Consider the following 14,999-nt stretch of genomic DNA (forward strand, 5'->3'; position numbering starts at 1 on the left):
AAAGCACAATAAAAATAGAGTTCTCGCTTCGCTAAAGGGGGAAAGGGGGAGGATTATTCTAATATTTTTCAATAACCATAAATTTAAGCCCTATGAAAGGTTTTAGTAAAATTGGGGAATTTCTATTGTGCTACCAAAAAGGTTGCAAACCATTTTTTGTTTGGGGTTTGCTTGAAATTCAATTGATTTTAAAACATCTTATCAAAGCCTATACATTTAAGGAAACAGCACCGAAAAGGTTTCTTTGATATTTGATACACCTATTAGCTCTATTTGCTTCTCCTTTATCTTATCTAAATTTGATTTGGGAAGAAAGCAGGAAGAAAATCCAAGTTTTAATGCCTCTTCTATCCTTTTTTCTACATTTGATATGCCCCTTATTTCACCAGATAAGCCAACCTCTCCTACCAATGCTATCTTCTCATCTATCGGCTTCTCCTTAAATGATGAGACAATAGCAGAGCATATCCCAAGGTCTATTGCTGGCTCAGAGCTTCCTATGCCACCTGCAATATTAACGAATAGATCATAGGTTGAAAGGTTATATCCCATCCTCTTTTCCAAAACAGCAAGAAGGAGGAGGATTCTGTTATAATTTACACCCAATGTATCCCGTCTTGCCATTCCATAGATGGTTGGCGTAGCAAGGGCTTGAATTTCAATAAGGATTGGCCTGCTTCCCTCAATTGTGCAGGAAACAACAGAGCCAGATGCACCTTTAGGCCTTTCTGATAGGAATGCAAGGGATGGGTTTTTTACCTCAGAAAGACCCTTTTCTTCCATCAAAAACACGCCTATCTCATTTGTTGAACCAAATCTATTTTTATAAGCCCGCAATATTCTAAAGATATGGTTTTTATCTCCCTCAAAATAAAGCACTGTGTCAACCATATGCTCAAGGAGCTTAGGCCCTGCAATTGAACCCTCCTTTGTTACATGACCAACAATGAATATTGGAATGTTCCTCTTTTTTGCAATTCCAGATAGAAAGCTTGTGCAAACCTTTATTTGGGAGACTGTTCCAGGGGCAGATGGTAGGCTTGGATGATATATTGCCTGGATTGAATCAATGACAATTACCTTAACATCTATTTTCTCAATCTGGTCTAAAATATGAGTAATGTTGTTATAAGATGAGATGTATAAACCCTCTGATGAGGTATTAAGCCTATCTGCCCTTATCTTTATCTGACTGGCAGATTCCTCTCCACTTACATAAAGAACTTTATGCTCCTTTGCAAGCTCACCCGATGCCTGAAGAAGAAGGGTTGATTTTCCAATACCTGGGTCTCCTCCAATAAGGACTAAAGAGCCTAAAACTATTCCTCCTCCAAGAACAGAATCAAACTCAGAAATTCCAGATTTTATCCTCTCTTCTTCCTTGATGTCTATTTCGGGAAGTTTAAATAAAAGGGGGGATTCCTCCTTTCTATATTCTTCTACTACCTCTTCAGAAAATGTATTCCATTCTCCACAACCAGGGCACCTTCCAAACCACTTGGATGAGGAATAATCGCAGGATTCACATTTATACATTTCACTCTTTTAATTGTGCCATTTAAACATCTCCTTTCAACCTAAATTAGTTACGGTTGGTACAATATAACCTTATTCCTCCCTGCTTCTTTTGCCGCATAGAGGCATTTGTCTGCTTTAGCAAATATATCCTTGCTTGTTTCAATCCCAGGGTTTGGGTATGCTGCTACACCAAGGCTTGCTGTAGCCTTATGGGGTTTTCCACCAAATGTCATTGGTGTGCTTTCAATATTTTTCCTTATCTTTTCTGCATAATCATAAGCAATATTTTGTAATGTCTCAGGAAGGACAACGGCAAATTCATCACCACCAAATCTGGCAATAAGACCCTTTCCATCCATTGTCTTTTTTATTATATCTGATATAGTAGTAATAAGCCTATTTCCCTCTGCATGTCCAAATGTATCGTTGATATATTTTAGCTTATCAAAATCAATCATAATCAATCCCAAAGGTTTTTTGTATGATTCTGCATAGGAAAACTCCTTTAAAAGATAATCCTCAAGATACCTGTAGTTGTAAGTCTTGGTAAGCTCATCCTTTTCTGCCATCTCCTTTATCTTGGCGAATAGCTCAACCCTCTCAAGGGTTTCTGAAACCTGGTGGGAGACTATTCTTAAGAGCCTCCTTTTTAATGGTGGAAATGGCTCCTTATTAAATGAATGGATAGATAAAAGCCCCTTTGCCTTATCGGCATAAAGAATGGGAAATATAAGCTCATTTTGAAACTCCTTTAATCCAACCCAGAATAACTCCTCCTTTGTCCCCTTTTCTGTAAAGAATTCTGGCTTCTTTCCTGCTTGCTCTGGATTATTCTTCTTCCAAAAAGATTCCATATCCTCCTCAATTGACTTTATACAATGGTCGCTTATAAAACAGGTTTGCTTTATCTCGCCAATCAGCCTTTCCTCATCAAGATAAAGGTAGGCTGATGCATGGTAATTAAAGAATGGCTGAATACGCTCCAATATCCAAGACAATATCTCCCTTGGTTTTGACATCTTTGGTGCCTCTGTTGAGATAGAATACAAAATACCAAGCTCTTCTGTTTGTGCGGCAAGCTCCTCCTTTTCTTTTATTGTCTCCTCAAGCTTTTTCTCAAGCTCCTCCTTCTCATGAATAAATTTTTCGTTCTCCTTTATCTTTGTCTTTAGCTCATCCCTCTCCTTTGTAAGGCTATTTATTGCCTCATTGAGCTTCTGCCTTTCTTTCTCAAGCTCTGTTTTATCCTTGATGTGCTTTTCCTTTTCAGCCAATAACTCCATCCTTATTTTGATGAATTCTTCCTTTTCCTTTAATTGGTTTTCTAAATTCTCTTTTGATTGTATAAGCTCCTGTTTTTCAACAACTATCCTTTCTTTGTTTTCCTGATCCTTTGCAAGCTCTTTTACTACCTTTTCTTTTTCCTCGCTATATTCCTTTTTCTCTACTGCATTTTTAATAGCAATGGCTGCATGTCCTGCAATTATTGAAATCATTTTTAGGTCTGTTTCGTTAAATGCTGACCTGGATGATTTGTTATTTACATTCAATATGCCAAATATTTCATCGCCAACCCTTAATGGTGCAGAGATTAAAGACTTTGTATAGTATTTTGGTTGGCTTTTTTCTATATGAAACCTTGGGTCATCTGTTATATCTTTAACCAATAAAGGCTCTCCTGTTTTGCATACATATCCTACAATGCCAGTTCCTTTCTTGAATGACCTTTTTGTAACCCCTTCCTCTAATCCTATAGATGCCTTTATTGATAACTCATCTGTCTTTGGGTCTAAAATCATTAAGGAGCAGATTTCTGCATCCATTGCCTTTGCTGCAAGATTGACAATCAAGGAATATAGCTTTGAAGGCTCTAATGTAAGAAGCAGATAACGCGATTTCTCAAATAGCTCATAGAACCTTGTAATGCTTGCTATTTCACCCTCCTTTCCTGTATATTTTACCCTTTCTGCAAGAAGGTTTATTGAGGCATTTGCAAGCTGAAAGATAAGGCTTATATCTGCCTCTAGGCCTCCTATGGTAACAGTGGGAACACCCTTTAATGTATAAAGAAATGCCTTTGTATCAAGGTGTAATTTTGCCGAAACCTGTTCATAGTAACGGCTGTCCCTTCCTTCATCAACAAGCTGACATCCATATATCATTCCGACTAATTCACCCCTTGATAGAAGAGGGATAATGTAGCCTAAAAATTCTGAATGGCAGGAAAACACGGTTGGTTGTTTGCTTACAAGGACATTACTAGAAATTGAGACAAAGCTTTGGCTGCATAGCCTTTTTCCCTCCTCCTTCTCTTTAATCATCCTGCAAAATACCCTATCTTTTTCAGAAACTTCTACAGGCTTTCTATCTTTGTCAACAACCATAAATGGAGGGATGCCAAATTTTTTTTCAATGGTATCCTTTATTGTTTTCCACTCAAGGGATTGAATAAATTTGTTTAATACATCATCCATTTTGTTCGTCCTTCGTCGTTACTTCTATGCCTTTGTACCTTTTTCTCCTAATTCATAATTTTAATATATGCCTCTTTTCTTAATTCTTTAATAAATTGTGAAAGATATTCCTTAAGCCTTTTTTCTTTAAGCTTCTCTTCAATTAAGCTTAAAATTTCATATTCTATATCGTTTCTTGTTTCATCCTTTGATATTTCCTTTGCCCTTCCCATTGTTTCAATGAAAAGCTCATCCCTTATTTTTGCTAAATGAAGGTCTTCTGTTTCTCTCTTTTCACCCCCTCTTATGATATAAAATTTCCCTTCTACCTTAAATGGATGACTTATCTTTCCGCCCTCAAGGGAAAAGGCTTGCTTTGAAAATTCCTCCTGCATTTCTGGAAAACAAAAGAAACCTGTATTTTCAATTTTCAGGCTTGTTGTCCCAAGCTTTGTAAGCTCAAGAAATGCCTTTTGAGCACCTTCTTCATTTTCTGCTTCAACAAAATCAATACAAACCTCATTTTGATACCTATCAAAATTTAAAAGAAGCTCATCTTCTGGTATCCTTATTCTTTCCTTAAAAAGGTTTATAAGCCTTGCCCGTGTTATATCATTTTTTATTCTTAATTTTAGTCCAGCCTCATCTATTCCCTGTGATTGTAAAGCCTCTTTGAACAAAGAAGGAGAGATAAACGAACCTTTTACCTCCTCTATTCTCTCAAGAATCATACTATCAGAAACCACAATTCCTAATTCATCTGCTTTCTTTTGAAGAAGGATGTTATCAATTATTGCTTCAATATCCTTTTTTTCTAAGATAAACTCTCTCTGGGTAATTACCTCATTTTCTACAAAGGCAATTATTCTATCATCACCATAAAGATAAAATGTTGCACACAAGAAGAACAAAAAAGCTTTCCTCATACCTTTAAGCATAATATAAACAGCAAAGAAAATCAAGAAAAATATTGATATTATGTTGCTATTTCAAAATGGGCTTTTTACCTTATTGAAGAAAGAATCTCATAAAAATTAGGGAATGAGATATCTGCCCATTCTTTCCCTTCAATCTCTATCCCTGAAACATTAAGTGATAAAACAGAAAGAGCCATTGCAATTCTATGATCTTTATATGAATAAACTTTTGTTCCCTTTAATGGATAGCCACCATCTATTATTATTCCATCATCTAATTCTTCTATCTTTGCACCTAGCTTTGAAAGCTCACAAACCATTGCCTTTATCCTATCAGTTTCCTTTGCCCTGAGCTCACCTGCACCTTTTATTATTGTTTTTCCATCTGCAAATAGGGCTAAAACAGAAAGAATAGGAACCTCATCAATCATCATTGGAATTATATCAGATGAAACCTCAATTCCAGAAAGCCTGCCTGGGCTTATAATAATGTCGCCAACAGGTTCATTGCAAATATTTCTTTCATTTTCTATTGCAAAACCAACACCCATTTTTTTTAAACAATCAAGAAACCCTGTTCTTGTCTTATTTACCCCTATATTTTTAATTTTTATCTCCATATTAAGGATAAGTGCTGCTGCAATAAAGAATGAGCCAGATGAAAAATCCCCCGGAGTTTCTATTTGTAGCCCTCCTTCAATTTCATAAGGCCCATCAAGGGAAATTGTAAAGCCATCCCTTTTTATAGGAACGCATAAGAATTCTAACATTTTCTCTGTATGGTCTCTGGATAAAAGGGGTTCTGTTATGGTTGTTTTTCCTTTTGCAGATAGACCTGCCAAAAGGATTGATGATTTTACTTGAGCGCTTGAGATTGGCATCTTGTATGATATAGCCTTTAGGTCGCCTCCTTCTATTGTAATTGGCGGATAATCACCAACAAATTTCGCACCCATCATAGAAAGGGGTTCTCTTATTCTCTTCATTGGCCTTTTACTCAATGAATCGTCTCCTGTAAGGATTGTCTCAAAAGGAAGGCCTGCAAGGATTCCAGAAAGAAGCCTCATTGTTGTTCCAGAGTTTCCGCAGTAAAGGGGGGCTTCTGGCTTTTTCCAACTCTTTCCATAAACAATTATTTCATTATTATTCTCGCCTATTTTTATCCCAAGATTAGAAAGGCAGGATATTGTAGATAGCGTATCCCCTGCTTTAAGGGGATTTTTTATCCTAATGGGCTTATTGCATAGAGAGCCAATTAAAATTGCCCTATGGGATATGGATTTATCTGGTGGAACGATTATTTCTTTCATTTAACCTCTATTTTACCCTTTACAGAGCCTTCAAATTCAATACCGTCCTCTTCTATAAAATACCTCATAGTTTCTGCTTCAAATACCCTACCTGCCTCTATCATTGTGCAAGAACCCTTTAGCTCTGCGATGTTCTTTAAGCCCTCATATACCCCTTGTTTTCCAGAGATTATTCTATCTTTATATTCAATTTTTACCCCTCCCTTACAATATGCCCTTTTTTCCTTTAAAAATACCTCAATTGTCTCAGCCTTAATAGTCGCATTCCGTTCCTTATCAGAAACAATAACGCCACCCGAGGCGATAATTTTCTCTGGGTTTTCAATCTCTCCCTTTAGCTTTACAAGGGGTGCCTTAAGGGTAATAGAACCCCTCTTTAAAACAACATTTCCCTTTAAAACAAGAACCTGCTTCTCTTTATTCCAATTTGCACTATCTGATGTCATTGTCATTGTAAGGGGATAAAGCTTTGTTGCCAGAAGAAATAGAAAGAAGAGGGTCTTTAAAGATTTAGTATTCAAATTGCAAATTAAAACCCAATGAATTATAGGTGGTGTTATATCCGGTCTTTTCCATATTAGAGGATAGGGCTTTTATTCCATAAGATATTGTTGCAGAAACCTGTTTGTTTATCTTTTTTGTAGCAGAAATGAGAACAAGGCTTGTTCTATCTTTTCTCTTGTCAGATAGCCATTTTCCATCTTTATCCTCTGCCTTTTGGTTGGAAAAATTCTTCATTTCAAGGGAATAGGAAAGATTAAATTTAAGGTTTTTCCTCAAATAGCTTATCCAAGGGGCAAAACAATAAATGTTATAGTTATAGAATGAAGCACAAGAATCTGAAAGGGCTGTTCCTGTTGCATTAAATTTTACCTCATTGTAATTTGACCTCAGGAAGGAAAAGGAAGAATCCATTCCTAGATTAAGGTTTTCTTTTAAAGGATAGGAAAGATTGCCATTAAGGCTTATAACCCTATCTTTTTCCTTTTCGGCTGTATCTTTTCCAGAATTTATATCCTTGATAAGTTCATTCTTGTAATTTCTTAAGAGAAGCTCAAAAGAGGTTTCGAAGGGGAGCTTTTTTTGAATTAAATAGCCCCCTGATAATGAAATTTTATATAGGTTATGGTCGTATCTTGGAATGTCATATTCTGGGTCTATCTCGCCTAGAAGATATGTATAATTCGGGTATTTAACATTGGCAACCTTTCCTCCCATTCCAAGATTTATTCCCTTAAGTGAGGAAAGAAGGTCTAAACCAAAACCGAGCTTGTTATAATTATAATCTCCAGAATCCCAATCTTCAGAAACACCTGAGCGTGTAAAGCTCTTTGTGTAGTCTATTTTTGCCTTTAGCAGCATTTTATTAAATTTTCTCTTGTAGGAGGCAACAAGAAGGTGGTCTTGGTATCTATCAGTAAATTTTCCTTCTTCTTTTAAGCCAGGCCCTTCATAGCTTGCCTCATAAAGAAGAAGGAGGCTATCCTTCTTTCCAAGCTTTATTTGACATCCAAGGTCATTGGTTATCCCACTACCAAAAGAGGAAGAAATACCAGAGCCAAAGTTATAGCCTTGTGATAAGGTATAATTGTAGTATGGATTGAATTCAATAGCAAAGGCAGAAGTAGAGCAGCCTACTAGCACCAGAGCACCAGAGCACCAAATTTTTAAACCTTTAAACCTCTGAATCTTGTTTTTCATCACCACCTTAAACCCAACATTGGATGAAAGGTAAATACACCCTCTGGGTAAATGCCTAAGGAAAATGCCCAATGCTTACGAAACCCAAGCTCAATCTTTGAAAAGAGCTTCTTTCTCTCTGGGATATATCCAGAGGCAACCGACCAAAAGCCATTTTTCCCCCTTAGGATATAAAGCCCAGAAAATATAGCAATCTCATCCAATTTGACATCTGTTGGAAGGTCTTCTGTTTTAATCCAATCAGAAGATGTCCCTTCTTCAGAAAGGGAAACCTCGCATTCTCCTCTTATGTTCCTTATTCCGCCAAATATAGAGACATTATCCTTTAGGCTTTTCTTTAGAATAAGGGAGGCACCATAGGTGTAGCACCTTGCCTTTTCAATATCTTCCATTTCTTTGGCAAACCTTAAGCCAATTACCTCTCCATAATCTGCTTCCAATGCAATTTGGGGTAGCCTTTTTTTCTCCTTTAATACCTTTAGCTTAAGGCTTGCATTCGGAAAAATAGGAGGGATGGTAAACGGTAAAAGGTTAAGGTTTATTTTAAATCTTTTATTTTCTGGTAATCCAGAGATGTCTGCCGAGCTTGTGTTAAGGTCAATAAGTGCTTCATCAAGCCTTGTTGTAAGGTCAATTGCCTTCTCTGCCGCCCATTCGGTAAGTCCTGCAAAGGCTATTTCTGAAACAAAAAGGAGGATGAGGACTTTTTTCACTCTATCGCTCCGATTACACTACCCATAAGCTCTTTTATCCCTGCCACAATAATATCTGCAGTAAAGATGATGTCTATTGGGTTGTTTAGTAAAGATGAGTCAAACCTCATCTCAAGGGCTGTAGTTTCTAGGGCATCAAAGCAATTAGTATTTTTGAAATCATCCTCGTTTAAAACCTTTCCATCGTTATTGATAAGGTAAGAACCAAAGGTTAATTGTCCTTTAACTTGGGTATTGCCAGGGTCATAAATATTAAATGTCTCCTCGCTCCAAAATTCATTTTTTGATTCGCCATCTTCCTCTTTTATACTCTTCCAATCGTTATTGTATGGGGTATAATTACCAAAAATGCCATCACCCTTATCTATCTCAAATGTTGGTTCTTTAAGCTCATCTTTTGAAGGATCCCATATGCTTACCCACTTCATCCTATCGGCATTTGCCTCAAATGGCTTTCCATTGGAGAGGATAAATTCTACAATTTCTGGATGAAGGTCGGCTATTGTATCCTCATCTACCATACCCTTTATCCACTCTGGCCATTTTCTAATATCATCGGGAAGGTCTTTGTTAAACTTGGCATCAATCATTCCATAATTAAATTCGGTTGCATTATTTGTTGTATCCCTTTTGTTTATATTTACAAACCTTATGCTTGAATTTGTAGGTCTATAAAGGTGTTGCTCAACCCGGACAAGGTTTTCCCATTTATCCCTCATCGTCCTTCCGGCAGAAAAATCATTCTCCTTTACCGTAAGAACAGATAGCCTTTCCTGTCTTAATTCATTCCTTATGCCCCTTATTTCGACCTTTAAATCCTCTATTTCTTCGGGTGCACTAAATTGGGAAAATAGATTTTCTTTGGGTTTTTCAATCTCTGCTTGAGGCACAGCGATTTGGGGAATAGCTACTTGGGGTGCTACTTGGGGTGCTACTTGGGGTAAGGCCGCTTTTGGCAATTCCTCTGGTAGTTTAAAAATGTCTTTAAATCCCTTCATTTCATCGGGAGATAAGGGTTTTTTTTCAATCCTCTTTTCAATTGGTCTATCCACATCGTGCAAAAATCTTTCTCCTGGCTTTAAAATAAACCTCTTTCCCTCAGCTAAAATATCAAGCTCTCCCTCAAATAGGTCAGTGATGGTTTTCTTTCCCAAAACATCAATAGAAAATATGGTTCCCCGAAGCCCCATCACTGTGGTTGGTGTTTCAACTGAGGTCTCCTTTTCCTTTAGCCTTTTTATCCGAAACCAGACCTTGCCAAAAAAGACACTAAATACATCCTTTTTTTCACTTAAAGCCTTTACTACGAAGGTGACATTGGAATCTATTTTTATAACATCATCTTCCCTTTTTATCTCACATTTTGCATCCTCACTGGTTCTTATCTGGTCTCCCTCTTTAATAACCATATTAAGAGATGCCTTTGTCCACTCTGTTTTATCTTTTGGTTTTACAAGGATATCGCCGACAAAAAAGGAAAGGGTAAAATCCTCACAAAATATAAGGCTGGTAAACAATAAAGAAAAGAAAATTATTTTTTTCATTTATCCTTTAAACATTATATTCTTAATGTATTTTTTTGTCAAATGGTTATTTATCTTATCCATCATCTCCTTTTTTAAGAATAAAAGCTCCCTTGCCCAGACAGGGCTATCAAGCTTTATAAAGAGGATTCTATCTTCAATATGATACGATTTTATGTGTGCCATTATCCTTTTATCAAATATCTCTGGTAATATGGAAATAACCCTTTGCTCTAAAAAGGCATCCTCCAAGCCAGCCGCCTTTAATACCCTATCAAGAACAACATCAATTTTTTCTATTTTCTTTGTTCTTCTCATATTCAGAAATCCAATCTGCTATTTTATCACAGGAAACCTCAAATTGCAGATTCTTTTCCATATCCTTTATTCCCACCCCACCCTCTTTTATTTCATCACCAACAATTATTGTATAGGATGCATTTTTTGATGCCTCTTTGAATTGTGTTTTTAAAGCCTTTGGGTTATAATCCATAAACAAAGAGAATCCTTCCTTCCTTAATGTATTGCCTAAAGAGAATGCTTCATTAAAGTAATTTGGAAGATATGCAATGTAAATGTCGTATTTAGAGGTTATTATAGGTTTTTCCTTTAAGCTTAACATTAACCTTTCTACACCAAAGGAGCATCCAATGGCTGGTGTAGGTCTTCCTCCAAGCTCTTCAATAAGATTATCATACCTTCCTCCACCACATATACCATTTTGTGAGCCAAGGCAGGGATTTATTATCTCAAACACTGTCCTTGTATAGTAATCCAAGCCACGAACAAGCCTTGGTTCAATTTTATAACCTACATTTATAAGAGAAAGAAGGTTTTTTACGCTTTCAAAATGTTCATTGCAGGTTAAACAAAGGACCTCAATTGAACCCGGTGCATCATTTATTGCTTCTTGACATTCTTCTCTTTTACAATCTAGTATTCTTCTTGGATTTTTTAAAAGCCTTATTTTACAATCATCACAAATCTTCTTGTCTTTAAAATATTTAAAGAGAATTTCTTTATATCCTGGCTGGCAATCCTTACATCCAATGCTGTTTATCTTAATTTCAAAATCTTGTATTCCTATTTCTTCCAAAACATCCCTTGCCATTCCTATTGTTTCTGCATCACACCCTGGATTACTATCGCCAATCGCCTCTGTTCCTATCTGGTAAAATTGCCTCTCCCTTCCTTTTTGTGGCCTTTCATAGCGAAACATAGGGCCTATGTAATAAAGCCTTGCTACTTTGCCTTTTAAAGAGAGGTTATGCTCCAAATATGCCCTTACAACACCTGCTGTATTCTCTGGCCTTAAGGTTAAAGACCTTCCCTTTTTATCAAGGAATGTGTACATCTGCTTTTCTACAATCTCTGTTGCTCCTCCAACGCCCCTTTCAAACAGGCTTGTCTCTTCAAAGATAGGGGTTCTAATCTCAGAATAGCCATAAAGCTCAAAGATAAAGCGGCTTATGTCTTCAATATATTGAAAAACAAAAGCCTCTTCAGGAAGAATATCTCTTGTTCCCTTCATATCTTAAATTTTATTGTAAAATCTTATTTCTGTCAATCTTTTATACTAAAATCAGTATAACACAAAACACTTGAAATCCAATTGATTTTTGGTATACTTTGGTATACTATAGTAGTACTTGTTGAAGGCAAATTTTTATTTTAAATGCAAAGAATAGCTTTTAAAAGGGCTGATTATACAATTGCCCTTATTTCCTTTTTTATTTCATATTTTATTTATCTTCTAACCCTTCCTTCTTCGGTTTGGTTTGGAGATTCTGGTGACTTTATTACATCTGCCTATGTCCTGGGAATTCCACACCCTTCTGGTTATCCCCTTTACACTATACTTGGACACCTATTTTCATATATTCCCATTTCAAATATTGGAATGAGGATTACCCTAATGTCTTCTATATTTGGAAGTCTAACATCAATGCTCCTTTATCTTTTACTCATAAAGCTCTCTGTCCAAAGGCTTATTTCTTTTTCTACAGCCCTTTGCTTTGCATTTTCCTATACCTTCTTTAGGGTCTCTATTTACGCAAAAACATATAGCCTTTATGGATTCTTTGTCATTCTCCTTTTATTCATCCTACTTCTATATCAGGAAAATATAAAGAAAAACTTTAAATATCTTGTTCTATTTTCATTTATTTTGGGTGTTTCTTTTACAAATCATAATCTAATGGCAACAATTATTCCAGGCGTTATTCTCTTTCTCTTTATAATAAACAAACCTATCTTTAGAATAAATAGAATTTCTTATCTTTTCCTCTTTTTTCTCCTTGGACTTTCTGTTTTTCTTTACCTTCCAATAAGGGCATTCCAAAACCCTCCTATTGACTGGGCAAACCCAACCACCCTGAAAAGGTTCATTGATTGTCTCACGGTAAAATTTGCTCAAAAACGGATGCTTAACATAACATTATTAAAGTTTTTCATTACATTTGGAAACCACATTATTTTAATTTTAAAGCAATTTTTAATCTTCTGTGTTATCTTAATATTTGGCTTTTATCCTCTTAAAAGAAAAAATTACTCATTCTTCATCCTGATTTTAACCATTATCCTTGTAAACACCCTTTTTTCATTGATTATCTATCCAATTGAAAAGGGGCTGGTTGATTTTGAGGCATACCATATTCCATCCTTTCTCTCCCTTGCAATTCTTTTAGGAATTGGGCTAAATTTTATAATTGAAAAAAAGAAAGCTCTAAAATTTACAATTATTTTTATTCCTTTAACAATTTGCTTTAAATATTATTATGTATCTGATAAAAGCAAATTCTATTTTGCATACGATTATGCAAGGAATATATTAAGAGACCTTCCCAAAAATACAATTCTTTTTACATATACAGACCATGAATTTATGACCCTTTGGTATTTAAAACACATTGAAAAAAGGAGGGAGGATATTGTTCAGCTTAATCTCTATGACCTAACAACAGATTGGGTTATTAAGAGGGTTTTAAAGGAGCATAAAGATATAAGATTTACAGGCGATTTTAATGCCCATTATCTATTCAAACTTGAAAACCTTGCAAAAAACAATATTGATAGATTTAATATCTTTTATACATTTAATGAGGATATTTATAACCCAGGATACAAGGTAGCATATTCCTCCTCCCTTTCCAATTATGGGATATTATTTAAGATAGAAAAAGATGGTATCCCAAAAATCTATGATGTTTCTTATCTAATAAGGGATGCAGGGGTTTATAGGGATACTTTTACAAAGGGTGTTTTGAAGATATACGGCTATGGTTACGCAATGATGGGTTCAAAATATGTCTATAGAGAACCAAAAAAGGCAATCTTCCTTTTTGAGAGCGCAATAAAATTTGACCCAGAAAATGAAATGTATAAAAAGGGTCTTGAGATTGCAAATCAAAATTCCAAACTTTAGAACTTCTGAACTTCTAATCTTAAGAACTTCTTACCAGGTATAGGCTTGGCTTTTTTTCTTATTTATAAAGCTAAACATATTCAAAATCAAAATTCTTGGCAAAATTAAAGCTGATTTGTTATGCTTTTATATTGAAAAATGGTAACGCACAATATTAAAGTTTAGAAATCCTTAAAAAGAGATGCAATCTAGGAAACCATCTTACGCCAAACAATTAAAGGCGGTTTCTAAGGTAAGTGAGGCGATTGTCTCTAACCTTTATTTAGAGGATATCCTTCGGCTCATCACTACTGTTACTGTAGAAGTAATGGGTTCTAAAATATGCTCTATAATGCTTGTGGATGAAGAAAAACAGGAATTGGTTATAAGGGCAACCCATTCTATTAGCAAAGAATTTTACGAGGCGTATAATCAAAAACCAAATCTAAAGATAGGAGAAGGAATTGCTGGAAAGGTAGTTAAAGAAAATAGGGCTATAACGGTGCTTGATGTAACTTGTGAAAAAGATTATAAATATAAGGAGATGGCTAAAAAAGAAGGGTTGATCTCTTTACTCTGCGTTCCTTTGTGTGTTAAGGGAAAGGTAATTGGAGCTTTGACCAGCTATACCTCTGTTCCACATAAATTTACCAAAAGTGAAATTGATACCCTAACCACTGTGGCAAATCAGGCTGCAATAGCTATTGAAAATGCCAATTTGATGGTTAAAACTAAACTTATTCAGGAGGAATTAGAAACCAGAAAGTTGGTGGAGAAGGCAAAGGGTATCCTTATGAAAGAACGCAGACTTTCAGAAGAAGAGGCTTATAAAAGAATTCAACATCAATCAATGAATATGCGTAAATCAATGCGTGAAATCGCTGAGGCAATTATTCTAACCAAAGAGATTGAAAAATAGGTATATGTTTAGCTTCTCTTTAGAACCCTTTGAATTAACCACAAATTCCCATTTTCCGCTCTTATTTACAATAGGAATTGAATTTTCAAAAAAAATCTAAAGTTTAACCCTCTTAAAAACCGATATATATAATAGATAGAATGATAGAAGATATTTTAAGAAGACAAAATCAAGTTTTTCTCCAAAACAATTGGCTCTTTAGTCCTTCTTAAGATAAGTCCTTGATAAGATGAATATTGCAGGGATTATTGACCGTATCTGCCCGGCTGATAAACAACAGATAGTAAGCTATAGGAAAAGCAATAGAAATCCTTGTTTGTAATCGTCTCCTTTCCTCTTAAACCCCTTTACCTTAGTAGAAGAATGGGCTGAATATGCTCCTATTAAAGAGGTTTATGGTATAGATTCATCTTTACTTGTAACTATTCACCCTATAGGGAAATAAGGAATGTATATGTTTAGATAATGTTAAGGAAAATAATGAAGCCAAAGAATAAAAATCCCAATGTCCAAATCCCAATGACAAATGAAATCCCAATGTC

Annotated in this window: 12 protein-coding genes; 2 read left to right on the forward strand and 10 right to left on the reverse strand. The window is 35.5% G+C overall.

The window, feature by feature from the left end; all coding sequences use genetic code 11:
- Positions 1–216: 216 nt before the first annotated feature.
- From radA to hisS, 10 genes are all read right to left on the reverse strand, one after another.
- Positions 217–1,536, reverse strand: coding sequence for a DNA repair protein RadA (gene radA / locus AB1630_04980; protein MEW6103155.1), 1,320 nt, complete (start codon positions 1,534–1,536; stop codon positions 217–219).
- A 50-nt stretch (positions 1,537–1,586) separates the two neighbouring features.
- Entirely contained in the window at positions 1,587–3,992 is a 2,406-nt protein-coding gene (locus AB1630_04985; protein MEW6103156.1) for a diguanylate cyclase, read from the reverse strand.
- Positions 3,993–4,039: 47 nt separating this feature from the next.
- The gene (locus AB1630_04990) at positions 4,040–4,882 is read right to left on the reverse strand and encodes a SurA N-terminal domain-containing protein (protein MEW6103157.1); all 843 of its coding nucleotides are present in this window, start codon (positions 4,880–4,882) and stop codon (positions 4,040–4,042) included.
- 92 nt (positions 4,883–4,974) lie between these two features.
- Complete coding sequence (gene aroA / locus AB1630_04995) at positions 4,975–6,198, reverse strand: 3-phosphoshikimate 1-carboxyvinyltransferase (GenBank protein ID MEW6103158.1); 1,224 nt, start codon at positions 6,196–6,198, stop codon at positions 4,975–4,977.
- A complete protein-coding gene (locus AB1630_05000) occupies positions 6,195–6,719 on the reverse strand; it encodes an LptA/OstA family protein (GenBank protein MEW6103159.1) in 525 nt (174 codons plus the stop codon). Before AB1630_05000 ends, aroA begins: the two co-directional genes overlap by 4 nt.
- Positions 6,709–7,899, reverse strand: coding sequence for a hypothetical protein (locus AB1630_05005; GenBank protein ID MEW6103160.1), 1,191 nt, complete (start codon positions 7,897–7,899; stop codon positions 6,709–6,711). Before AB1630_05005 ends, AB1630_05000 begins: the two co-directional genes overlap by 11 nt.
- Positions 7,899–8,612, reverse strand: coding sequence for a hypothetical protein (locus AB1630_05010; protein MEW6103161.1), 714 nt, complete (start codon positions 8,610–8,612; stop codon positions 7,899–7,901). The genes AB1630_05005 and AB1630_05010 overlap by 1 nt, the downstream gene beginning before the upstream one ends.
- Positions 8,609–10,156 (reverse strand): FecR family protein, encoded by a 1,548-nt coding sequence (locus tag AB1630_05015; GenBank protein ID MEW6103162.1) that lies wholly within the window; start codon positions 10,154–10,156, stop codon positions 8,609–8,611. The genes AB1630_05010 and AB1630_05015 overlap by 4 nt, the downstream gene beginning before the upstream one ends.
- The gene (locus AB1630_05020; GenBank protein MEW6103163.1) at positions 10,157–10,453 is read right to left on the reverse strand and encodes a DUF721 domain-containing protein; all 297 of its coding nucleotides are present in this window, start codon (positions 10,451–10,453) and stop codon (positions 10,157–10,159) included.
- Positions 10,422–11,666, reverse strand: a complete 1,245-nt coding sequence (hisS, locus tag AB1630_05025) for a histidine--tRNA ligase (GenBank protein MEW6103164.1) — start codon at positions 11,664–11,666, stop codon at positions 10,422–10,424. The genes AB1630_05020 and hisS overlap by 32 nt, the downstream gene beginning before the upstream one ends.
- A 144-nt stretch (positions 11,667–11,810) precedes the next feature.
- Here hisS and AB1630_05030 point away from each other — a divergent pair, with 144 nt between their 5' ends.
- Both AB1630_05030 and AB1630_05035 read left to right on the forward strand, forming a co-directional pair.
- Positions 11,811–13,559, forward strand: a complete 1,749-nt coding sequence (locus tag AB1630_05030) for a DUF2723 domain-containing protein (protein MEW6103165.1) — start codon at positions 11,811–11,813, stop codon at positions 13,557–13,559.
- Between the two features lie 181 nt (positions 13,560–13,740).
- Complete coding sequence (locus AB1630_05035; protein MEW6103166.1) at positions 13,741–14,457, forward strand: GAF and ANTAR domain-containing protein; 717 nt, start codon at positions 13,741–13,743, stop codon at positions 14,455–14,457.
- Positions 14,458–14,999 lie beyond the last annotated feature (542 nt).

The organism is bacterium (genome assembly GCA_040753555.1).
Classification (GTDB): domain Bacteria; phylum UBA9089; class UBA9088; order UBA9088; family UBA9088; genus JBFLYE01.